Source organism: Mesorhizobium sp. M0174, assembly GCF_040322275.1.
Classification (GTDB): domain Bacteria; phylum Pseudomonadota; class Alphaproteobacteria; order Rhizobiales; family Rhizobiaceae; genus Mesorhizobium.
This window is the reverse complement of sequence record NZ_JAMYTB010000033.1, coordinates 14,831-36,673: the sequence shown is the minus strand read 5'-3', so window position 1 is coordinate 36,673 and position 21,843 is coordinate 14,831. Positions and strand designations below refer to the sequence as shown.

13 protein-coding genes and 1 pseudogene are annotated in these 21,843 nt (G+C 60.2%); 9 read left to right on the top strand and 5 right to left on the bottom strand.

All coding sequences use genetic code 11. The features are described from left to right. Positions 1-436: 436 nt before the first annotated feature. Together NKJ13_RS29835 and NKJ13_RS29830 are read left to right on the top strand one after the other, a co-directional pair. Complete coding sequence (locus tag NKJ13_RS29835; RefSeq protein WP_352479193.1) at positions 437-733, top strand: PRC-barrel domain containing protein; 297 nt, start codon at positions 437-439, stop codon at positions 731-733. 624 nt (positions 734-1,357) lie between these two features. Continuing rightward, positions 1,358-2,416: a YihY/virulence factor BrkB family protein gene (locus NKJ13_RS29830; RefSeq protein WP_352779254.1), complete on the top strand. Its 1,059-nt coding sequence runs from the start codon at positions 1,358-1,360 to the stop codon at positions 2,414-2,416. Positions 2,417-2,859: 443 nt separating this feature from the next. Here the strand turns inward: NKJ13_RS29830 and NKJ13_RS29825 are convergent, their stop codons facing one another. Together NKJ13_RS29825 and NKJ13_RS29820 are read right to left on the bottom strand one after the other, a co-directional pair. Further along, positions 2,860-3,684 carry a 5'-3' exonuclease gene (locus NKJ13_RS29825; protein ID WP_352779251.1) on the bottom strand — a complete coding sequence of 275 codons (825 nt, stop codon included), beginning with the start codon at positions 3,682-3,684 and terminating at the stop codon, positions 2,860-2,862. A gap of 435 nt (positions 3,685-4,119) precedes the next feature. Continuing rightward, positions 4,120-4,464: a hypothetical protein gene (locus NKJ13_RS29820; protein WP_352779249.1), complete on the bottom strand. Its 345-nt coding sequence runs from the start codon at positions 4,462-4,464 to the stop codon at positions 4,120-4,122. A gap of 290 nt (positions 4,465-4,754) precedes the next feature. Here NKJ13_RS29820 and NKJ13_RS29815 point away from each other — a divergent pair, with 290 nt between their 5' ends. Continuing rightward, the gene (locus NKJ13_RS29815; protein WP_352509291.1) at positions 4,755-5,006 is read left to right on the top strand and encodes a DUF982 domain-containing protein; all 252 of its coding nucleotides are present in this window, start codon (positions 4,755-4,757) and stop codon (positions 5,004-5,006) included. Between the two features lie 87 nt (positions 5,007-5,093). On the opposite strand, the pseudogene NKJ13_RS29810 reads toward NKJ13_RS29815, so the two are convergent. Both NKJ13_RS29810 and NKJ13_RS29805 read right to left on the bottom strand, forming a co-directional pair. Then, positions 5,094-5,393: pseudogene (locus NKJ13_RS29810) on the bottom strand (transposase); the annotation flags it as partial. Positions 5,394-5,525: 132 nt separating this feature from the next. Further along, positions 5,526-7,289, bottom strand: a complete 1,764-nt coding sequence (locus NKJ13_RS29805; protein WP_352779257.1) for a cation:proton antiporter domain-containing protein — start codon at positions 7,287-7,289, stop codon at positions 5,526-5,528. 1,659 nt (positions 7,290-8,948) lie between these two features. On the opposite strand from NKJ13_RS29805, the gene NKJ13_RS29800 reads away from it, so the two are divergent. From NKJ13_RS29800 to NKJ13_RS29790, 3 genes are all read left to right on the top strand, one after another. Then, positions 8,949-9,098: a hypothetical protein gene (locus tag NKJ13_RS29800; protein WP_352779246.1), complete on the top strand. Its 150-nt coding sequence runs from the start codon at positions 8,949-8,951 to the stop codon at positions 9,096-9,098. Positions 9,099-9,201: 103 nt separating this feature from the next. Continuing rightward, positions 9,202-9,513, top strand: coding sequence for a PilZ domain-containing protein (locus NKJ13_RS29795; protein ID WP_352479185.1), 312 nt, complete (start codon positions 9,202-9,204; stop codon positions 9,511-9,513). 237 nt (positions 9,514-9,750) lie between these two features. Beyond that, positions 9,751-10,425 carry a protein-L-isoaspartate(D-aspartate) O-methyltransferase gene (locus NKJ13_RS29790; protein ID WP_352691667.1) on the top strand — a complete coding sequence of 225 codons (675 nt, stop codon included), beginning with the start codon at positions 9,751-9,753 and terminating at the stop codon, positions 10,423-10,425. Positions 10,426-10,958: 533 nt separating this feature from the next. On the opposite strand, the gene NKJ13_RS29785 is transcribed toward NKJ13_RS29790, so the two are convergent. Further along, positions 10,959-13,508 (bottom strand): caspase family protein, encoded by a 2,550-nt coding sequence (locus tag NKJ13_RS29785; RefSeq protein ID WP_352479183.1) that lies wholly within the window; start codon positions 13,506-13,508, stop codon positions 10,959-10,961. A gap of 405 nt (positions 13,509-13,913) precedes the next feature. On the opposite strand from NKJ13_RS29785, the gene NKJ13_RS29780 reads away from it, so the two are divergent. The 3 genes from NKJ13_RS29780 to NKJ13_RS29770 all read left to right on the top strand — a co-directional run bounded on the left by NKJ13_RS29780 (position 13,914) and on the right by NKJ13_RS29770 (position 21,728). Next, entirely contained in the window at positions 13,914-15,188 is a 1,275-nt protein-coding gene (locus NKJ13_RS29780) for an MFS transporter (RefSeq protein WP_352779243.1), read from the top strand. A 120-nt stretch (positions 15,189-15,308) separates the two neighbouring features. Beyond that, complete coding sequence (gene cysK, locus NKJ13_RS29775; RefSeq protein ID WP_352779240.1) at positions 15,309-16,802, top strand: cysteine synthase A; 1,494 nt, start codon at positions 15,309-15,311, stop codon at positions 16,800-16,802. 204 nt (positions 16,803-17,006) lie between these two features. Beyond that, positions 17,007-21,728 (top strand): alpha/beta fold hydrolase, encoded by a 4,722-nt coding sequence (locus tag NKJ13_RS29770; RefSeq protein ID WP_352779237.1) that lies wholly within the window; start codon positions 17,007-17,009, stop codon positions 21,726-21,728. Positions 21,729-21,843 lie beyond the last annotated feature (115 nt).

The following is a 21,843-nucleotide window of genomic DNA, read 5'->3' as shown; positions in this document are numbered from 1 at the left end:
CCGAAAAATGGCCGGCTTCAAATCGGAACACCGGCCGGATTGAAATCGGAATGACCGGCCGGCTTCAAATCGGAATCGATGGCCGGCTTCGTCGGAATACGCAGTCGCAAAACTCGTTCGCATGCAAATAATCCGACACCGCAAGGTCGAAATGTCAAAATAGCGCACAGTTGCCGCCGCGGCTCGGGCGCGTTTTTCAGGCGGTTAAGCAGGCAGGCCGACCTACTTCGGTGTTTGCAAGTCGAACCGCCACGACAGACGACCCCAAACCGGATGCTCGAACTCAACGCCAGCTCGTTTAGGGGATCGGCGACAGCCAAGGCGCCTGCCATATCCCGCTCGGTGCCCATCCGCGAACGACACTCGTGAACGACGGTTCGGAACGGTTGGCCCTGTCGGGGGTTACCTCAGTCCAACCGGAGAGGAGCCTCCAAAAATGGACCACACCAATCACGTACGGCTTTCGAGTTCTGAACTGCGCGCAGACGTTGTTGAGGGAGCCACCATCTACGGTCGCGACGATGAGGAAATCAGTTCAGTCGACCACATCCATGGAACGGGCGAGCATGCGCAGGTCGTCTTCGATGTTGGCGGGTTCCTCGGCATAGGCTCAAAGCGCGTGGCCTTATATGCAACTCAGCTCGATTTTATGCGGGACGAAGACGGCACCGTGCATGCTATCACACAAATGACGACCGAGCAGTTGAAGGCCCTGCCAGAGCATTTTGATTAAAGTCAGCTTCGGTGATCTCGACCGTCAGATATTGTCATGGGTGAAGGTCGATCCGAGTGCGAGCTCGCTTGCAGCGTCGGCGAAAGCATCGACCTGATCGTCAAATTTTCCATTCGGAAACGAACAGACCTCATCGAGGGATGTTTCGTTCCAGCGGCCGCGCAAGAGCTTCACCTGGGCGGGTCAGGTTTGCCCGTGTCCTTGTCGCCTGAGACCGGAAGGACCTTCACGTCATGGCCGGCGCGTGTTTCACTTTCGTCTGCTTTGCCAGCCGAACCAGGGTCCTGCAGCATGGCGATCGTGACTTCGTGCGTCATGCGTCATGACGTTCTGGAAACGCATCCACGATTTCAAAGTCGCTGCTGTGGAACAGGCCGCCGGACATGGCGCCAGCCGGTGCTGATACCGGCCGGAACGATGTGGTCAGATAGCCCCTCGAGGCGAGACCGGACAGCCCTACTCCGGCCCTCGGAAGCGGTCGTGAGTCAGAGTCGGGGCAGTGTCGTTGTTAGATGGCCGGTATTTCTGCAGCTGGCGGATGATTATTTGCGAGCGCAGGTCTGCACCTGCATCTATTGGCGCGCCTAAACGTTGCCGTCGAGGAAGATGCGACGGACTGCAGTCATGTCGAACAACAAAGCCGAAGATTCCAACGAAAACCAAATACAACTGGAGCGACGGGCTGGACAAGCAGACAAAGAGGGCCGCGGACGCAATGCCGAACGGCCATCGCAAATTTCCGGCCGCGGCTGGAGGGATGTACTGTGGCGGGTGTTCGCTGAGGTAATGGAGGACCGCGTCATGTTGATCGCGGCCGGAGCCACGTTCTACCTGCTTCTTGCTCTGTTTCCAGCGCTTGCCGCCTTCGTGTCCATTTACGGCTTCGTCGCCGATCCTCAGACGGTCGCCGAGCACATTTCATTCCTTGGCGGCATACTGCCTTCGGGCGGTTTGGATCTTATCAGATCGCAACTTAACTCATTGGCCGCTCAGAACACTAGCACGCTCAGCTTTGGGTTTATCTTCGGTCTCGCGGTCGCACTGTGGAGCGCCAACAGCGGCATCAAGACGCTGTTTGAAGCAATGAACATCGCTTACGAGGAGACTGAAAAGCGCGGCTTTATCCATCTGAATCTCCTGGCCTTGGGATTCACCCTTGGCGCCATCCTCATTGGCATCGGCCTTATCATCTCGGTCGGGATCGTACCCGCAATGCTTGCGCTGGTGAACCTCGGCGGCTGGACGGAAACCCTTGTGCGGATCTTGCGGTGGCCGGTTTTGCTGATCATGGTCGGAATCGGAATTACGCTGATCTACCGCTACGGCCCTAGCCGCGAAAAGGCAAAGTGGCGATGGGCCACATGGGGGGCATTCCTCTCGGCTGTGGTTTGGATCGCAGTCTCGGTGGGTTTCTCTTTTTATCTTGAGAACTTCGCTAACTACAACGCGACCTACGGAGCCCTGGGGGCGGTCATCGGCTTGATGATGTGGACCTGGATTTCCGTGATCATCCTGATTGTAGGTGCGGAGCTGAATGCTGAGATGGAGCATCAGACAGTCAAGGACACCACCACAGGTGCGCAGCAACCGATGGGGGCGCGAGGTGCCACGGTCGCGGACACGCTGGGCGGATCGGCCGATGCCGCCAACAAGCAGTCACGTTTGGACGAGCGCAAAACCTAGCGCCTTACTGTGCATCTGCTGCAACTTCGCTTGGCGCCAATGACGGTCTTAGATGGCCGTCACCTTACAGGCCTATCGAGCATATATGAGGTTGTCTTGTATCTTCCCCATTACGGGAAAGGCAAAGCAGGGTTCAGATGCTGCTCCCTCCTACTGAGGGCGCGCCCACGGAGCGACCGAGCGGCTTCGTCACCGCCGAGCTATACCACTCAGCGGGGCACGACCCGGACGCGACCGCCTTGTATCTAGGTCGTAGGTGCGTAGGTGTGACACGCTTTGCCATTGAACGTGAATCGACAACTCAGATGCTACGTGAGCGCCTGTCACCCGCCGGAACGTTGGGCTGAGTTCTTCAAGACTGTTGCCGCGCCTACCGTGCCCCTGTGCGATTGGGGAATCGGCGCTGGCCTTCCAAAGGCCGCTTCCAGACCTCGCGTCCGAAGTCAGTTACGGGGAGCTTTAAGCGCACGTGCGAGGAGCCGGGCATCATTTAGCTGGATTACGCACGTCTCGAACGCATTGGTCGGGCCGCGCCAGCGCAGCTCTTCGACATTCTCAAAAAGCCGAGCGTCCGTACGCAGCGTGGCGAGATTCTTGAACAAAAGTGCGAGCTCTCTACGCCGGCCGAGGGCTTCAGGCGGAAAGCTTTCAAGAGGGCCATAGCGGCCAAGCAGCCGGGCGGCCGACACCAGGCCGATGCCCTCGAGACCCGGGTAGCCATCCGCGGCATCACCGACGAGCGCTAGGAAATCTGGAATCAGGGCCGGCTCAACTCCGAACTTCTCGCGTACGCCGGCGGCATCGCGAATTTTCTGGGTCCTTCGGTCTACCTGGACCACATGGTCACCTCGCACGCACTGCGCGAGATCCTTGTCCGGCGTCCAGATGCATACCTTCTGCACGCGCTCATCGGCAGCCGCGCTCCGTGCCGCGGATGCCAGCGCGTCGTCGGCTTCTAGGTCGATCATCGGCCAGACCGCCACTCCCATGGCCGCCAGGGCTTTCTCAAGAGGATGGAACTGCGCGAGCAATGCCGGCTCGATGCCATCCCCGGTCTTGTAGCCGGGCCAGAGCTGATTTCTGAACGACTCGATTACATGATCTGTCGCTACCCCAATGTGTGTGGCGCCATTCTCGATCATCTCCAGCAGTGTGTTCAGCACGCCAACGACGGCGCCAAACGGCCTGTCTTGGCCGTTGTTGAACCGGCGTTGGCCATAGAAGTGGCGAAACAACTCGTATGTGCCGTCTACTAAATGAACGATCATCTCAATCCTTGAGGAAGCGCCAGGCCGTGCCCGTACGCCCGCCTCAAGCCATGTCTCTTATCGCAGCAGCTTACCTTCAAGTCACAGGTGCGCGCACTACTATATGGTAGCCCGCTGCGACAGCCCTTTGACAACAACAACGATCTGCGCGTGGCGCTGAACACGTCCTCGACCGAGAAGCGCTCGTCAAGACTGTCCTTGGAAGCTACGGCAAGGTCGGCAATGACACGCCGGCAAATGCAGCCCAATCCTTTGTTTGCGCCGACATTGAGCAGCGTGTCTAGGATCCGGACAAGGCCGCATTCCATTACCGGAATCAGCACATGGCGCATTCGCAACCGGCCTTTACGAGCAGCCCTCCCCTCGGCGGCGGCGAGTCGATGTAGGTGACGCGCTCTCGCAATTTGAACCCCTGACACGCTTCGCTGGCCGTCGTTATGCGGCGTCCGCATTCTTCGTCTTGAGCAGCCGGCAGCGCTCGACCGCAGTGCGCTTCCACATGGCGTGGTCAAAGCCGGGCGAGCAGCCCATGCCAAGGAAATGCTTCCGCTGCGTCGACAAAAGGATTGTTTCCCAGTGGATACCGTAGCCGTCGCTGATGATGGCCGCAGCGGCGCAGGCCAGCCCCTCGCGCTGCAAGGCGATCGGGTTAGCAGTGTGCTCGTCGCTGGGGGCGTAAGCGTCTGGCGATCTTCCTGAATGAGACCACGTTTTGAATGAGACCACGTTGGCCATCGGCTGCTCGATCGACACAAAGTCGGGCCTGTTGCCCTTGATCATGGCGCGAAGCTGGCAACCGAGCGATCCCCTGCTCCTCGGCGTTCTCGCCGATGGCTTTGATCAGGCCAGTCTTGATCGAGAGCGATGAGCCGGGCTCATACCAAGCGCATGCGATGTCGAGGCCGAGGATTAACATTCTCACCCCTCGGCAATGCCGGCAGGAATGCCCCAAGGGCATGCAGTCGCAAGGAGCTTCTCACCGAATGTTCGCGCACCGGGTCAATCGTGACGCAACGAAATGTGGTGTTCGCCCGTAGGGTCGTAGGGACACCGCGAAAGGAAACCAGAACATGACCAGCGAACGAGACGTCGGCACGTTCGAAAAGCCCGTGACCCTGTTGCTGTCCTCGGGCAAAGTCAGTGTTTCGAGCACCCGCGAGGCCGCCGAAATGCTGCTGTATGATTGGCCCATTGGAGAGACGGGGCGCCGCATCCAGGCACGAATGGCCTGCATGAAGGTGCTCGGCGGTGGAAGCGCCCCGGAGGTAGCCCGCGCGGCATTTCTGACCGCCGCCAAGGAAGCGAAAATCTTGAACGCCTGACATCTGCTACTCTGCCGCCGCAGCAAATGCCGGCCGGTCATAGCCATTGTCGAGATGCTTGGCCGCAGTTTCGAACGCGTCCATCGCGAAGTCTGGAAAGCGGCGCTGATATTTGGCGATCAGCTTCGGATCGAAGGTTCCGGCACGCTCGCGCGGGATAGTCAGCGTCATCTTCGATGTGCCCGTCAGCACCGACTTCCGCGAATCGCCTTTGCGCGATTGACGTTCCTCTCGGTGCTCTCCTCATCGAAGTGCTCGTCGAGCTCGGCGTTCAAAATGCGCTCCGAAAGCGCCTTCTTCAGGTCGTCAAGCAACCCCCTTGGCGAAAACCTCGTTCGGATCACGACCGGCAAGCAGCTGGTCCAGAAATTCTTTCCCGATAGCCATGTGATGATTCTTTCCTTCCATCGTCATGGCCTCGCACAGAACTCCTGACAGTCCCAGCGCATGACGTGATCCCTGGCTGAGTCTGCGAAGGAAAACGGTGGTCCTGGAGCAAAAAGTCCGACTCTGGGGACATTAGTCCTGCCAGTCTCGATCACGGGGCAACTTCAGCAAAGAGTGGCGGCCGCGATCCAACTGACGCATCACTGGAGTCACCATAACACCGTGCATTACAATTGAACTCACAACGGCGAAGCAGACGGTTACCCAAAGGGTTGTCGCACTCTCGAATTCAGCCTGCCCGAGTGCGAAGGCAAGATAGTAGAACGATCCAAGGCCGCGTATGCCAAAGAAAGCAATGACGGCCTTTTCGCGTGATGACGCCGGAAATCCAATCAGTCCAACCCATGCCGCGATCGGTCGCACAACAAATAACACCAGGGCGGTAGTGACGAGCACCTGCCAGCTCAAGGCGCCAAAAATCGACCCTTCAGCGATCGCTGCCCCAAAGCAGACCAGCAGCACCATCATCAGCAATCGCTCGATCTGCTCAGCGAAGTCGTGCAAGCTCTCATGATACTCATGCTGCCGCTCGACGGTTCGCAGCGCCACTGCTGCAACAAACACTGCAAGGAAGCCGTAGCCGTGAAGGACTTCGGTCGAGCCGTATGCAAGGCAGGTGATCCCGAGCGCAACAAAGCCGTCTTTCGTCTCTGACAAGCCCGATCGTTTCGGCAGACGAAACGTAAGGTAGCCCATGACTTTTCCGCCCAGCCAGCCAACGCCGAGCCCCGCTGCAATCTTCCAAAGGACATCCACGAGGACCCAGTTTGCGAAGAACGGCTCGCCGGACGCTCTGGACAGCGCAATTGCGATGGCGAGATACACGAACGGAAATGCCGCTCCATCATTGAGGCCGGCCTCTGAGGTAAGGGCAAAACGCACCTCGTCCTCCTTGCCGGATAGAGGTGGGCCAACCTGTATGTCGCTTGCCAGAACAGGATCAGTCGGTGCGAGAGCAGCGCCAAGCAGGAGTGCGGCAGCAAGACCGAGCCCAAGAATTGACCAGCCGATGAAGGCAATTCCTGCGATCGTTAGTGGCATGGCGACGCCAACAAGGCGCCAGGAGGACTCCCAGCCGCGCCAACTCACTGGGCGATCCAGCTTCAGGCCAGCCCCCATAAGAGCGATGATGACCGCCAACTCGGTGAGACGCTCTGTTAGGCCCCGGTTCTCAAGTGGGTTCACTCCGATGAGCGGAGAAACAGATGACCAAACCAAAAGAACCCCGACCCCGATGCAAACCATTGGCAGTGAAAGCGGAAGCTTCCTGAGAAGCAGGGGCAACCAGGCCGTAAGGAGCACGATTGCTCCAAAGACCGCCAACAGAACTTTCACGGCTATCGGTCTGATATCCCGGAGCGTATCTCCGAGGTGGCCCGACAACTCCTCCAGATACGAGCGCATTTCGATCTGGCCGTTGTGGCTGGATGGCCGGAAGTGGTCGTGAGCATCGGCGATGGCGTGAATGCGACGTACCGCTTTCTCCAGTGCCTCGCGGGCCTCTGGACTCGATTTCATCCGAGCTTGCAGCGACAGCAGAGAGCTGACCATCGCGAGGTTGTTCTTAGTGCGATGCGACAATTCTTGCAGGAGCAGATCCTTCGCGCGTTCCGCTTCCGCCGCTCTCTGATAGGCCGTACGTAGCCCTTCGCTAATGACGGCCAGCCCCAATGGCACCACGACGAAGATAACCATTGGCAGCACCAATCCCGCGGGCAGTAGAAAGGTACCAGCTGGTTTCACCTCAAAATATAGCAGAACCGTGCCCAGCACGGCGGAGTAAAGCCCTGAACCTCGATCAAACAGTACCGACGCCAGGAAAATAGCGGGAAACATCACGAAGAAGCCCAGAACTCCGGCGCTTTCATGGATACCCTGCAGGGCGAGAAAACAGATCGCGGTAGCGCGCCAAGCATTTCTAAACGCTGCCGAGCTACGCGAAATAGAAGTTTCCCTGCCTGGTGGTCTCCAGGCATATGATACCGATGGCGCAGAACAACAAGCCTGGAAGGCCTAACCGATTGGCCGCAGGATGAACGTCTCCCTGGCAGCGGATAGTGGCTTCCACTGCATATTCGATCTTGCTGGAGAATAATTCGCCACTCCCGCCGAGCGACGGGGCCGGGTGAAGAGAACACTGCCCTCGCGACTTGGTGTCCACGATAGCTGCGCATCCGCCCGAAAGCTCTCAGTCGGTTCACGCCCAAATAATCACCGATTCGGCCGTCAGCTTTGAATGGCTCCATGACATGCATCTGGCCGCGCAAGCGCTTCGGCGCGGTGAGCCTTATCTAACGCGCCGAGCCTTTGAACCGATGCATAGAACCATCGATAGTCGCCCGAACACAAGTCGAACAAGCGAGAAAGGCCGGCACCCGATCGTCGCGGGTTCGGGCGGATCGACGTTTGGGTGAGTTGCGCCGCAATACTCCTTCTCGCCCCCCCGAGGGCGTCTGGGGCGTGTTTGCAGCCACCTGCTCAAAGCCGCGACGTGAGCCAGCCGCCAGCCTGCTATATGAAGGCCCTCGCTTAAGGATTTCACTCCATTTGATATGCGCGCTCTTTGGCCCCGACGGGCACAAGTCCGGCGGCCGCGCTCGGCCAACTGCTCGGCATTGAGCGCGAGCTTGGCAAGCCCCGCATTCGCCTCTTAATTCGACCCCGAATGATCCGCGAGCTATGGAAACGGGTGCATGAGCATGCCGGGCCGTCGCCAAAGTGCACGAAGCGCCCAGCCACTCAATGGATCAAGCCGGGACTGATTGGCCGCGTAAGCACTGCGCGGCGACGAGGGTCTACGCAACGCCTCGCGGCTGGACTTTTGGGATCAGATTGGGGTGACAGCGCCGTGCCGCACATGACGTTGGGCGAAGCCGCTAGGCTTACCGCAAAGCAGAGTTGAGTTGTCGCAGCGCGCCTCGGGCGGCCGATAGCCTGTGCTTTTCGAAGATTGCTAGCTTCTGCTGATAAGTGATCCGCACCTTGGCGTTGCACCCGTGGCATCTGAAGTGCGCAATCGTTCTTAGTGCAGAGCCTTTCCTTACCGCCGGATGCGAGCAATTCGGACAATTGAATGTGAGCGCAACATTAGACAAGTCTTTGGCTAAACCGGCAATAGACGGCTTCTTGGCCACGCCTGCATCTCCAGCATTCGAACCCTCGAACGAGCAAGGGCTCCGGCACGGAACATTTGCAGCAAACGTACACATTCAATTGACCCCGATTTTAATCCTCGTCATGAAGTCGGCGCCATCCGTTGCGCTCGTTCTAGCGGCCCAGCGGCTTGCGGTGAGGGTAGACCGCTGGGCCTGACCAGCGAGCCTTTGGGAGTGCTCGCTTGACTGTGAGTATATGAGCTAGATCTAATGTAATGATACATGCGAATGAAGTACGTGGCGGCAATTCCGCTGTGTAGAAGCTGTAAGGCGCCCCGGAATGGTCGATGCGTCTGGCACCGCACGCCAGCACCGGCCGGCTAGAGTTCATTGAGCCTTGATGCCGACCCTGATCGAGAGGCCGCCCCACGGCGATGCTTGGATTCAGGAGGTGGAGTTCGACGGCTACGGGGCCGGCGTCGACCAGAAGCTTGGAAACCGTGCTGATCGACACGTCGGCAACGCGGAACCTTTGCTAGATATTACCTGAGCATGTCCTAGAATGCCACATACCTGAGCAACATGATTGCTGTGCGTCTGTGTTCGGTGTTTTATACTTAAGGGTGAATTTCGGCAGATCTGGCATTTTATCGATGGCAAACACCGCCAATCCACTTGATCAGAGTTCCGACGAGCATCGGCGCGAGCGCCGCCCACGTGTGCTAAAGGGCGGGACGATCATCACCGGGATCCAGAATTCCGAGATCAGCTGCACCTTGCGCAATCAGCATGAGGGGGGCGCCGAGCTGAAGGTCGCGCCCGAAGCTCGGGTTCCCGATCGCTTCTTGCTCTACGTGTCGGTCGATGGAGTTGCCTATAGATCGGAAGTTCGTTGGCGTCGCAACGACCGCATCGGCGTCAAATTCACCGGCACCGAGCCCAAACCGAAACTTCACTACGGTTGACCCACGGCAAGACGAACCTTTTCTGACACTCGCCATGAATTTTCAGCACAAGTCGCCCGGCCATTCTCTCCGAGGATAACCCGGACAGGGACGTGAACTACACAGCGCCCTTGACTGCCAAGACGGTCACCCACCCCTGCCCTGGACACCCGTGTTGGAAACGATAGCGGGCGCTACTGTGACGAACAGGATATAAGGCTCTCTGGCAGCAAGCTGGTTGAGGAAAGTCCCACCGTCATGAAGCCTATGAACGAAGAGCACCTGGCCATCCTACGCAGGCACATGGTCGAGATGATTGCAATCCATACCGACCTTGCAAGCGAAGAACTCGGCAAGGCGGCGCTCGATGAACGGGTGATGGCAGCGATGCGGCGATTGCCGCGGCATCTCTTCGTGCCAGCTTCGGTTGCACCTTACGCCTACCAGGACATGCCGCTGCCGATCGGCTTCGATAAAACCGTCTCGCAGCCGTTCATCGTCGCCCTCATGATCGATCTTCTTGCTCCCCAACCGCACGAGGCGGTGCTCGAGATCGGCACCGGCCTGGGCTACCAAACCGCAATCCTCGCGGGACTCGCCGGGCAAGTTTGGAGCGTAGAAATCATCGAGGAATTCGCAAGCCGTGCGGAGGCTCTCCTGCATGACCTCGGCTTATCCAATGTCGGCATTCGTGTCGGAGACGGGTCTCGCGGCTGGCCCGAGCACGCCCCATTCGACAAAATCCTGGTCACGGCGGCGGCTGAGCAGACACCGCCGGCTTTTCTGACGCAACTCAAGCCGGGGGGACGGCTGGTACTGCCTTTGGGATCTAAAGAAGCACAGTTTCTGACTGTCATCGACAAGGATGCGGCAGGGCAGCTCGAGACCCGGAAACTCATTCCGGTTCGGTTCAGCCGGCTCGAGACCGCCTAGTGATGTGCGACAACCGGCGCGGCCGCGCTTTTCCGACCCTCAATCAGATGCCAGCCTTCGCGTTTCTTTCGTCCTTGATGAACGGGAGAAACAACCCGTCGCAGATTTTCCAAACACAAGGCAGCTTGTCTTCTGGGCTCTGCGATCCTTCTTGGCCCTCACAACTTGAGCTGATCATCCTCCCCAGCCGCCTCCCCCGCCGCCGCTCCCGCCGCTCCCACCGCTCCCGCCGCTCCCGCCCGAAGGAGGAATGAACACAGGCGCAGGAACAGGCTCCTCCTCAACCGGTATGATCACTTTCTTGGCGGCCCTCCTGGGAGCAGGCTTGACGACCTTTGACGGAGCAACCCTGCGGACGACCTTTGGCGGGGGAACTCTGCGAAGAACCTTTGGCGCGGGCGTGGCGACCAGCGGCGTCGGTTCAACCCTAGGGACCAGGGAGGTGCAACCCATGAGGCCCACCATGATGCCGGATAACGCTGTTCCAAGTATTGCCTGTTTCAATACTCTGCCTGCCATTGCCTCCTCCTCAGTCAAAACAAGTCCCGACGCGGATTGGCTTCTTCCCAAGCCCGTCTGGCCGCGTTAACCAGTTGCGTGTCCAGTGAACCCGACCGGGGAAAATTCGATTTCAGTTCCTGGCGCAGCTGCTTCAAGGCCGCTGTTTTTGGCTTCGGACCGAACTTTGCCAGCGCTCTTTGGGCGTCCGGCAGTTCCTTGCGCACATCGAGCGCAGCCGCAAACGCAAGGAAACGCACGACATGACCCTGATCGGCCTTGTCGCCTTTTTGCATTTCGAGAGCCGCGCGATCGTAAGCTGCGAACGGGTCACCCCGTGCGATCCCGATTTCGAACAATCGCTGCGCTTCCGCGAGGCTCCGTTCCACACCGACACCGTCCCGATACATGCGTGCGAGGCTGCCGGGCGCATAGGGCTGGCCGAGATCGATTGCCTGCTGAAACAGCGCCAGCGCCGTCTTCGGATCCTTCTCAACGCCCTGCCCAGACAAGTAATTGCGGCCGAGCAGGTTCATAGAATACATATCCTGCCGCTGGACGCCGGCCTGCAGGAACGCAACGGCGCGGGCTTGGTCAGCGGTCACGCCGTTGCGGCCCTCGGTGAAGATCGCGGCCAGATCGTTCATTGCATAGGTATGGCCCATCGCCGCTGCCTTGAGCAGCAGGTCCAAGCCCTTGGCCGTGTCGGGCTTGACGCCATACCCATTGAACAAGGCGCGACCCCACGACGTCATGCCGTAGGGATCCCCCTTGTCGGACGCAGCGGCGTAAAGCGCGTTGGCCTGTGCGCGGTCGACGGCCATTCCGGTTCCGGTCGCATACATGTAGCCTAGCTCGAACACGGCACGTACGTGTCCCTTCTTGGCGGCTTGCTCGATGGCTGTCCTGCCCTCATCGACCTTGCCTGCCGCAAGGAGCGCGCGCCCAAGTTCATAGCGGAAGCGCGCAACGTCGGGATAAGCCTTCACGGCGGTCTCGCAAAGCTCTACCGCGCTGGCGCCAATTTCGTTCGGGAGCAGGCCGGGGACGACGCCTTGCAGGTCCAGAGGTTCGCCGGCAGCCGTATCGCAAGGATCGACTATTGGCGAGAGTTTCATCGTGGCTGGCTTTGATGAGCTGCTGTCCGCCCGAATCTCGAAGCCGACCTCGACCGTTGCTTCGGCGCCGATCTGTGGCTCGTAGCGCAGTCGATCGACCTCTGCGGCCATCAGGCTCGACTGGGGCGACAGGGTTCGATCGGGCAGCGAGAGCGTTCCCGTTGTCGGATATTTCGAAACTTTCAGCGTGACAGCGGGATCTTCGGTCGGGAAGTCAAGCTTCAGGAAGACCGGACCGACGCCCATGGGAACATCGATGTCGCGGTTTTCGATCGCTTCTGCCGCACCGGTGATATGAATGCCACGCTGCAATACCTTCTGCTTCTGCTCGGCCTCGAGCGAGGCCATGATCTGTTTACCCTGTGGGCCTTTGCCGCTCTTGACCCGAAACACCAGAATGCCCTGGGTTTGACCGCCCCAATTGTCATGCGTGGCATAGGCCAGCATATCCACCTCTTCCTGCGCAGCGACACCCTTGGGAACGTCCATCTGCAAGCGCGGGAGGTCCTTGCCCTGAATCGGCACGCCCACCCTGACGGGGTTGCCGTCCAGCATCAGGCGCCCCAGGGCAGGCGGTCTTTCAATGCTCAGGGTGATCGTGCCGCCGTCGATGTCTACCGGTTCGGGCAGACCCAAGCCGACGGGTCCAACACCCGACAGCACGACCTTCTCCAGCACCGGCGGCAGTGCGGGGCGACTGCTGCGGCGCATCAGCACGACTTCGTCAATCAGTGATGAGTTCTCCCAGGGAACTTGGAGGCCGTTTGTAGCTTCCACCACATCGCGGCGTACCGCCGCCATTACGGTGCGGATTTCCTGGTTAGGCGCTAGCGCGCGACGGGAAAACGCCGCCGAAAACGGGCTGAGTTCGCCGGCCCCGTCATACGCCGCCGCCCCGGGTTCGGTGGCAAATGCAATCAGCGTGTTCAGCGAGCTTTTGACCTGGGCGAGCCCGGCGTTACCGGTGGCAATGAGCTGGTCTCTCAGCCAGTAGTTCTTGCGCGGAAACGGATTGTTGCGGCAGGCATCGAGGATGATCACCTGGATCTTCGATTTCGAACGCAATTGTCCCAGCACATCGTTGAGCTTGATGGCCTGGACCTCGATGTCCGCCGCCTCCTTCAAGGAGGCATCGACCGGGATCAGGAAATTTTCGCCGCCGATTTGAAAACCGTGACCGGAATAGTAGACGACCGCAAGGTCGGCGCCGTCAACGGCGGCAAGATAATTGCGGAACTGTTCTTCGAATTGCAGCTTCGTCAGATCGCTTGCGACGAAGACCTCGAATCCTGCCAGTCGAAATGTTTTCGACACGTCCTCGGCATCCTTGACCGGGTTCTTGAGCGCGGGGAATTGTCGGTAGTCCGAATTGCCGATGACAAAAGCGACCCTTCGGTCGGCGCAAGCGTGAAAAGTCGTGAAGCTCGCAAGGAGGAAGGCTGCGACGATTGCGCAAAGTCGGAGCATGGCAACCCCATAAACGCTGTTACCTCGCGACCACAAGAACACCGCATGGGGTAGCCAGGTCCGTTAGAGAGCATGCAATCTGCCGGGACAAAAAAGGGAGAAAAGCCGTCGCGGCAGCGGGCATATTTCTCACTTGATCAAGTGCTAAATTACATCAGAGCCCGCATATCTGCAACGTCTGTCAGACGGCGCCGGCTATCCGATCACTGGTCCGCCTCGTCTGGTTCTGGGGATTTACCATTCTCGATTAGGCCTGATCTCGGTATCAGCCCCTCCTGTCGGGTAGATTGCAGGTCCAAAGTGGGCCGTTTCCACGGCCGGGTCCGGAGTTTCTACGCTGATGCACACGCCTGCTTCCATACCGCTGGGCGATGACAGCTTCGAAGATGTTCTGAGGGCAGAAACATGTCGAATCGTCAATCACCAGCGGCTGGAAACAGCGAGGTTCGGGATAACACAATGCGGCTGCGCGGCCTGTTGGCTGCGGCCGGTGCTACGACTGCCATGGCGTTCGGATTTGGTAGCCTCGCGCTGACATCCGTTTTTATCAGGCCGCTTGAGGCGGAGTTTGGCTGGTCGCGAGCCGATATTAGCCTTGCCTACACGCTGTCAAGCGTCGGCATGGCCTTGGGCGGGCTGTTCTGGGGCCGGTTGTCCGATCGCCTGAATACCAGAAACCTGCTGTTCATCGGCTCGGCAGGTATGGTGATAGCGCTTGCCGCGATGTCCTTCGCAACTTCGCTCTGGCAGATCTATGCCGCCAATTTCGCGCTGGGCGGGCTCGGCTTTGCCTGTCTTTATGCGCCGGTACTTGCGGTAACCGGGCTCTGGTTCGACCGCCGCCGGGGCCTCGCCGTGGGGACCGTCACAGCAGGAGGAGCCCTAGGTCAAGGCATACTGCCGTACGCCGCGAATGCCTTGATTGATGGCGTCGGCTGGCGCTTCGCATATGCGGTGATGGCGGCGGCGACAATGGCTGCGCTGGCGATCCTTCTGCCTGCGGTTCAAAGGCCGCCCCTCGGCGACGTTCTTCCCGTCCCCGTGCGTTTTTCAACAGAGCCAGCTTTCCAAGGTGGCCGGATTTCTCCCGTGGCGCTCCTGTCTGCGGCAGCCTTTCTCTGCTGCGCCTGCATGGGGGTCCCGCTGATGCACCTCACGAGCTTCGTCACGGCCGTGTGCGGATCTTCGGATGTCGGATCGCTCAGCCTGTTGATCGCGATGCTGTTCGGCGCCGCCGGGCGGATCGCATTCGGGCTCCTCGCCGACCGGGCAGGCAACCTTGCTGCCTATGCACTGGCATCTTTCATTCAGACGGCATGCGTTGCGATTTTTCCCGCGCTAGACCAGCAGCTGAGCCTCTTGGTGCTGTCGGCAGTCTTCGGTTTTGGTTTTGCTGGAAACATGACCTGCCTGATCCTCTGCGTACGCCAGTTTGTGCCAGCCGAACGCTTTGGCCAGTCACTCGGCACTGTCATGCTGATCGCCTGGGTAGGCATGGGCATGGCCGGCTATTTCGGCGGCTTCGTCTATGACCACTTCGGCAGCTATAGGCCCGCTTTCCTAATTGCATCTGCCGCGGGCGCAGCCAATCTGGCCGTGCTGGCTGTATTGGCGTCGTTCGGTGCGAGAGCGCTGGCCCCATGCGGCGGCGGACTTCCAGATCCTGCAGTGGGCCACTGATTCAAGCGTTGGAATCGCTGAATTCCACGTTGGGTCAAACGCTGCAAACCTCGGCTTTCCTGCCAATTTCAGAGATCAAAGGGACGGAATGCCGCCGTCGCTAAACAAGGACCAACTGAGATGAGCCCAATCCACGACAGCATTCTCGACACGATCGGTGACACGCCGGTCGTGCGCCTTTCGCGCATAAACAACGGCGCCGCCTCGCTCTATGCCAAGATCGAAGCGTTCAATCCTGGCGGATCGGTCAAGGACCGTTTTGCCGCCGCCGTCATCCAACAAGCGGAGCGTTCTGGATTACTTCGACCTGGCCAGACCGTGATCGAGGCGACGAGTGGCAACACAGGCATTGGGCTCGCCATGGTTTGCGCCACGAAACGCTATCCTCTTGTTATCGTCATGCCGGAAAACGCCAGCCTCGAACGCCGCAAGCTCATGCGCTTCTTCGGTGCCAAGGTCGTGTTGACACCTGCCGTCGAGCGTGGCAGCGGCATGCTGGCCAAGGCGATCGAGCTGGCCGAAACGCACGGCTGGTTCCTCTGCCGGCAATTCGAGACGCCCGTCAACGCCGATATTCATGCCCGCACGACAGCGCTCGAAATTCTCGCGGCTTTTCAGGACCGTCCACTCGATTACTGGGTCACCGGCACAGGGACCGGCGGAACTCTTGCCGATGTGGCGCGAGTGCTCAAGCGCGAGCGGCCGCAAACGCGAATCATCGTGTGCGAGCCCGATAATTCGGCACTGCTGTCGAGCGGCATTCCCCAAAGCTTTGACGACCACGGACTGCCGACACGAGCGCACACCCGCTTCCGGCCACACCCGATGCAGGGGTGGAGCCCAGATTTCATTCCGCAAATTGTAGGCAATGCCATGGCCGACAACCTTGTGGACGAGATCCTGCCCGTTTCAGGTGCCAGCGCCCTAGAAGTCGCACGCCGGCTTGCGAAGGAAGAAGGAATATTGGCGGGCATCTCCGGCGGAGCAGCCTTGAGCGGGGCACTGGAAATCGCTCGGCGCGCCGGCCCGGACCAGAGCGTGCTCTGCATGTTGCCTGACACAGGCGAGCGGTATCTCAGCACGATCCTGTTCGATCATATCAGCGACGAAATGTCGGAGGCCGAGGAGGCGATCTCTCACTCTACACCCGGCTACCGCTTCGACCGGCCGCCATCCTTCGCGCTGTCATCGGCGCCCGCGAACGACATCCAAATCGATCCGTTGGCGCATGAGTTTATTGATGAGGCGATCAATGATTTGGAGCACCCGGTAGTCATGTTCGCTCTGACATGGTGCGAATTCTGCTGGACGGTAAGAAAGCTCTTCGATCGTGCCGGAATCGCCTACAAGTCCATCGACATCGATACCCCGGAATTCCAGAAGATCGGCCTGGACGGAGAAATCCGAAAGGCCCTGAGAGCCCGGATTGGCTCGCCTACAATTCCGCAGGTCTTTGTCGGCGGCGAGCATCTCGGTGGCTGCCTAGATACACTTGCAGCATGGCGAGACGGCACGCTCGGCGCCCGGCTGGAGTCTATTGGCGCAAACTACACACCCGGCGCATGTGCAAATCCCGACAGCCTGCTGCCCCGATGGATGCGGGCGGCGGCGTGAGACGCATCGTCGCTACCAACCCAGAACGAGGCAACACGGACGCCATCCGCTTCCGGTTCGGCTTCATGTAGACTTTTCCGTGCCGACCTCCCCGAAGCGAGGAGCAAGTCAGATCGCTCGCGTTTCTGAAACGAACGGTTTCGGCAGCGGCACGAACTTGATACATTCTACCGCTAATTTAGCAGGCGCACTGGGATCGGCAAAGTGTCGCTCGAAATTCGCCTCCTCGGAGATCTGACCGTCCTTCGCCATGGCGAGGTCGTTTCCTTGCCGCGTTCGAAAAAGACGCGGGCGCTGCTGGCCTATCTTGCGCTTGTCGAGCGCCCGCAGCGGCGCGAGCGCCTTTGCGAAATGTTCTGGGAGGTACCGGACGATCCTCGCGGCGCTCTTCGCTGGAGTCTCTCCAAGATACGGCAGGTCGTCGACCTCGGGCAGGGCGAGATCCTGCAAGCCGACCGCAACGCAGTTCGCCTGAACACCAGCCAAATGACGCTGGACATCGCGCCTCTCCGGGGTCTCGGCGCTCGCGACATAGAGGCCCTTGAACGGGAGCAACTGGAGGCCCTCGCCCGAGCGTTTCGCGGACGTTTCCTGGATGACCTTTCATTGCCGCGCTGTCCGGAATTCGAGGCCTGGCGCATTGCGACTGCCGACGAACTACACGTGACGCGTCTGCGCATCCTTCGCGTGCTCGTCGACCGGCTGGCGGATGATTGCCCTGCTCGGGCGCTTCCGTACGCGCATGACCTGCAGGCGCTGGAGCCCCAGGACGGCGCACTTCGAGCCGACATCCGCCGTCTAAGCGAGGCTGCACGGCAGTCCGCCATGGTCCAAAGCAGCGCCACGAGAACGGACACTCAGATCGCTCCCGCGGGTGAGACCGTCACTTCGACGCAGGTTCTGCCTACGCCGGAGATGCAGCTTGCTTCTCCGCCGGAAGTGGTGCTTGCGCAGGAGATCCGCCGGTGCACGACACCCGACGGCGCGCGCCTGGCCTACGCATTGAGTGGTCAAGGTCCCCCTTTGGTGAGGGCCGCCCACTGGATGTCCCATCTCGAGCTCGAATGGGACAGTCCGGTGTGGAAGCATTGGATCGAGGGCCTCTCCGCGCACTACCAGCTGATACGCTACGACCAGCGCGGCAACGGCCTATCAGACCGGTATCCCGCCGACCTTTCCTTTGATGCCATGGTCGCCGACTTGGAGAGCATCATCGATGCCGCTGGTCTGCGCCGCGTATCCCTGCTTGGCATTTCCCAAGGGTGTGCCGTCTCGATCGCGTATGAAGTAAGGCCTCCTGAGCGCGTGGCGGGAATGGTGCTGTATGGCGGATTTACCAAGGGCTGGCGCAAACGAGGCAATCAGCGCGAAATAGCGCGTCGCGAAGCCATGGGAGCGCTAATACAGGAGGGCTGGGGCCAAGACGACCCGGTATTCCGCCAGATGTTCACCTCCCTCTTCATTCCGGAAGCAACGCCGGAACAGAAGAATTGGTACAATGAGCTGCAACGCAGTACCGTCTCGCCGGAGATTGCCCATCGGATCTTCGAGGAAGGCGCCGTCATCGATGTGGACGACCTGTTGCCCCGAGTTCGCGTTCCGACCCTGGTGATGCATGCCATTGGGGATGCCGTCATTCCGTTCGATCATGGTCAGGCAATGGCTGGGAAAATCCCCGGCGCGCGTTTCGTTGCGCTCGATAGCGCCAATCACGTGCTGCTTGGTCACGAACCAGCGTTCGCAACCTTTGTGGATGAAACGCGTCGTTTTCTTGCGGACCCCGAACAGACGCAGCAACTCGCGGGTCCTCCGGCGTCCTTGGGAATCAACCGCTCTCGGCAGTACATAACCGTGCTTGCCGCGGAAGTGGTCAGTCCCATGCATCTCCTCGAAACAGAAGATCCGGAGGTGGCGATCCGCGAATTCCAGCCCCTCGAGGATCGCTTGATACAGGTCGTGGAGAGCCATGGCGGTACCATCACATCGTCTGCTGACGGGACAATCACGGCAGCATTCGGCCTTGCTCGCGCCACAGAGGATCACGCGTATCTTGCGTGCCGCGCCGCGCTCGCGGCTAAGCTAGCCGTGGAGGAGCTCTCCCACGGCGGCACCCGGTTGAGGGCCGGAATAGACACCGGCGAGGTCATCGTGCGGCAACAATGGACGAGCGAAGCCAGCAAGGTTGAACTGGCCGGCGCCGCGCCGCGTGCAGCCAACCGGCTGATGCGTGCCTTGCACCGTGCGACGATCGCCGCAACGGCCCGGGCGCGCGCAGCCGCCGGAGGCTATGTGCAGATGCACCGCTTAGCGCATTCGGAGCATCCGCAACTTGGCCGTGACGAACGTATTTACGAATTGTTGGGCGAGAACCACGCTCTGTCGCGCTGGCACCTGAGGGCCAACCGCGGCCTTACCGGATTGGTGGCGCGCGAGCTTGAGCTCAAAATGCTTCTTGCAACTTGGCGCCGGGTCAGGGAGGGCCACGGCCAGATCATTGGCATCGTCGCCGATCCCGGCATGGGCAAGTCGAGACTTGCCCACGAATTTCTCTCCCTCGACGAGGTTGCTGGTTTTACTGTCCTTGAATGCGGCGGTCTGGAGTTTGATTCATCGGTCGCTCTAGGCACTGTAAAGAAGCTGTTGCTCTCGGCTTGTGGCATTCGCGGCGAGGACGGCTTGGCGGACGCCCAGCGCCTGTTTGCCCTTAAGCAGGCGGAACTGGACCTGGATCCACGTCATGCGGCGCCGCTTTCATTCCTCGCGGACCTGCCGGTCAACGATTCTGCGTGGCTGCATCTCGATGCGCGGGAGCGGACCTCACGGGTATCCGAGGCGATGAGCGCTTTTCTGGTTGCCTTGAGCCGAGCCTCGCCCGTCGCCATGCTTATAGAGGATCTGCACTGGATCGATGCTGAGAGCGAGGCCGTGGTCAACAGGCTGGTCGAAGTGATGGGCGCCAACCGCATCATGCTTCTCGCCACCTATAGGCCGCAGTACCGGCATGAATGGAACCGCCGCGGCTATTTTCAGCAGATGAGGCTGGAGCGGTTCGCGCGGGACGAGATGGACCAGTTCCTCACCGAATTACTGGGATCCGATCCCAGCCTGGGTGAACTGCGGAAAACACTTGCCGAGCGGGCCGAGGGCACACCGCTCTTTCTGGAAGAAATGGTGCGCGGACTGGTTGCGGACGGTGCACTTGTCGGCCATTCGGGCCGCTACGAGCTCAAGACGCCGGTGGACTCCATCACCATCCCCTCGACGGTTCAGTCGCTCATCGCCGCACGTATCCAGCAGCTGGGTGACTCGGAAAGGCAGGTACTCCAAGTCGCTTCGGTTATCGGTAAGAATGTTCCATATCCGCTGCTGAGCGCGCTCTCGCCGCTGCCGGATGCCGAACTGGAATCATGCCTGGCCAAACTGCAGAGTCTGGAATTCCTGTTCGAGGTCCAGAGCTATCCTAACGTGGAATATACGTTCAAGCACGCCTTGACGCTCAAGGTGGCCTACGAATCCCTGCTGGCGGAGGACCGAAAAAGGCTGCATCGGGGTGCACTGCTTGCGATGGACACGCTCTATGCCGGATCGCTGAACCATCACGTCGAGGAAATGGCGGAGCACGCGCTTCGTGCCGAGGCGTGGGAACCTGCCGCGGACTATCTGCTGCAAGCGGCGGGTCGGGCTGAGGAACGCTCGGCCTATTCCGCCGCCGTCCAGTTCCTAGAACGCGCCCGCAAGGCAGTCGCCGCGTTGCCGCGAAATCCGAAAACTCTCGCCCAAGCAATAGCCCTGCGGGTGCGGATGCGGCCTGCCTACGGCGCCCTGGGTGCCTATCGGAAGGCGCTGCCGCAGCTGTTGGAAGCGCGCGAACTGGCCATGGAACTGGGCGATCCGCAACTCATCTCCGAGGTGCTGCTCCATTTGAGCTATCTCAACAGCTCCCATGGCCGCTACGAGGAGGCGCTGGAACCGGCCGACACACTCAAGCGCGGCGCCACGGCAAATGGCGTGCAGCGCTGCATAAGCGAGTCGGATCTGGCCACCTCACAGGCGCTTCTGATCCGCAGCGAGGCGCGGCAGGTGCTCGAGCGGCTTGTTCCGCATGAGGAGAGGTTCACCAAAGCTTGGCGTCTGGAGCGTTTCGGACAGCTCGGTGCGCGAGCGGTTTGGTACCTGGGGCATCGCGCGCAGGCCGAAGCGCGCCTTGGCCGTTTCGACGATGCGGAGCGTTCGCTTGCCGAACTCCAGAAGGTCGCGGCCGAAGTGGCGCGCCCGATCGACAGCTGCGCTGCCGCCTATTTCACCGGTGTGGTGGGTGTCCTGCGCGGGCCCGAGCCGGAGCTTGTCGAGGCGTTGCAGTTGTGGTCCTCCGAAGCTGCGACCAGCGCATCAATCCTTCTGCGGCCATGGCTGTTGACGATGCTTGGGCACGCGGAATTCCTGCTCGGCCGCAACTACGACGCGGGCGCCACCTTGGAAATGGCGGTGACCGAGGCTGAGCGGCTCGATCTTGCCCAGTTCGAATGTCACGCGCGCGCGGTGCTCGCATGCGTGCGTGCGCGCCTGTGTGAGCCGGAAGCTGCGGCCAATCTGGGCCATGCGCTCGAGCTTGCACGGGGACGTGGCGATCCGTGGAGCGAGATCATCGTACTGCGCGGTATTGCCGAGCTGAAACCTCCCAGATCAGCCATTAGCTGGCTCGAACAGGCCTGCAATCTTGCCAGGCGGGTTGAATTGCGGCCGGAGCTTGCCCGCTCCTTGTTGGCTCTCGGCCTCGCGAAGCGTCGCGGTAAAATTGCTAGCGCGGATGCCGCTCTCGCGGAAGCGGGCAGGCTCTACTCAGAAATGCAGATGCGCGAGGATTTTTCCGACACAGAGGTCCCGGCCGGAAAAATCGCGCACGATCGCATAGCCGCTACGGTGTGATCCCCCGCACCCAAGGATCTGCTTCGAAGGTTTGCGCTGCCCTTAGGGCAAGCAAGTCGCGGTCACGCGGCTCGCGATCGTGCGGTGTCGTGCAACAATATCCCACGGACCAAAC

What these genes read in the sequence shown, in the direction of transcription:
- NKJ13_RS29835 (WP_352479193.1), top strand. Translation starts at nt 437, where the DNA reads ATGGACCACACCAATCACGTACGGCTTTCGAGTTCTGAACTGCGCGCA.
- NKJ13_RS29830 (WP_352779254.1), top strand. Translation starts at nt 1,358, where the DNA reads ATGTCGAACAACAAAGCCGAAGATTCCAACGAAAACCAAATACAACTG.
- NKJ13_RS29825 (WP_352779251.1), bottom strand. Translation starts at nt 3,684, where the DNA reads ATGATCGTTCATTTAGTAGACGGCACATACGAGTTGTTTCGCCACTTC.
- NKJ13_RS29820 (WP_352779249.1), bottom strand. Translation starts at nt 4,464, where the DNA reads ATGATCAAGGGCAACAGGCCCGACTTTGTGTCGATCGAGCAGCCGATG.
- NKJ13_RS29815 (WP_352509291.1), top strand. Translation starts at nt 4,755, where the DNA reads ATGACCAGCGAACGAGACGTCGGCACGTTCGAAAAGCCCGTGACCCTG.
- NKJ13_RS29805 (WP_352779257.1), bottom strand. Translation starts at nt 7,289, where the DNA reads ATGTTTCCCGCTATTTTCCTGGCGTCGGTACTGTTTGATCGAGGTTCA.
- NKJ13_RS29800 (WP_352779246.1), top strand. Translation starts at nt 8,949, where the DNA reads ATGCCGACCCTGATCGAGAGGCCGCCCCACGGCGATGCTTGGATTCAG.
- NKJ13_RS29795 (WP_352479185.1), top strand. Translation starts at nt 9,202, where the DNA reads ATGGCAAACACCGCCAATCCACTTGATCAGAGTTCCGACGAGCATCGG.
- NKJ13_RS29790 (WP_352691667.1), top strand. Translation starts at nt 9,751, where the DNA reads ATGAAGCCTATGAACGAAGAGCACCTGGCCATCCTACGCAGGCACATG.
- NKJ13_RS29785 (WP_352479183.1), bottom strand. Translation starts at nt 13,508, where the DNA reads ATGCTCCGACTTTGCGCAATCGTCGCAGCCTTCCTCCTTGCGAGCTTC.
- NKJ13_RS29780 (WP_352779243.1), top strand. Translation starts at nt 13,914, where the DNA reads ATGTCGAATCGTCAATCACCAGCGGCTGGAAACAGCGAGGTTCGGGAT.
- cysK (WP_352779240.1), top strand. Translation starts at nt 15,309, where the DNA reads ATGAGCCCAATCCACGACAGCATTCTCGACACGATCGGTGACACGCCG.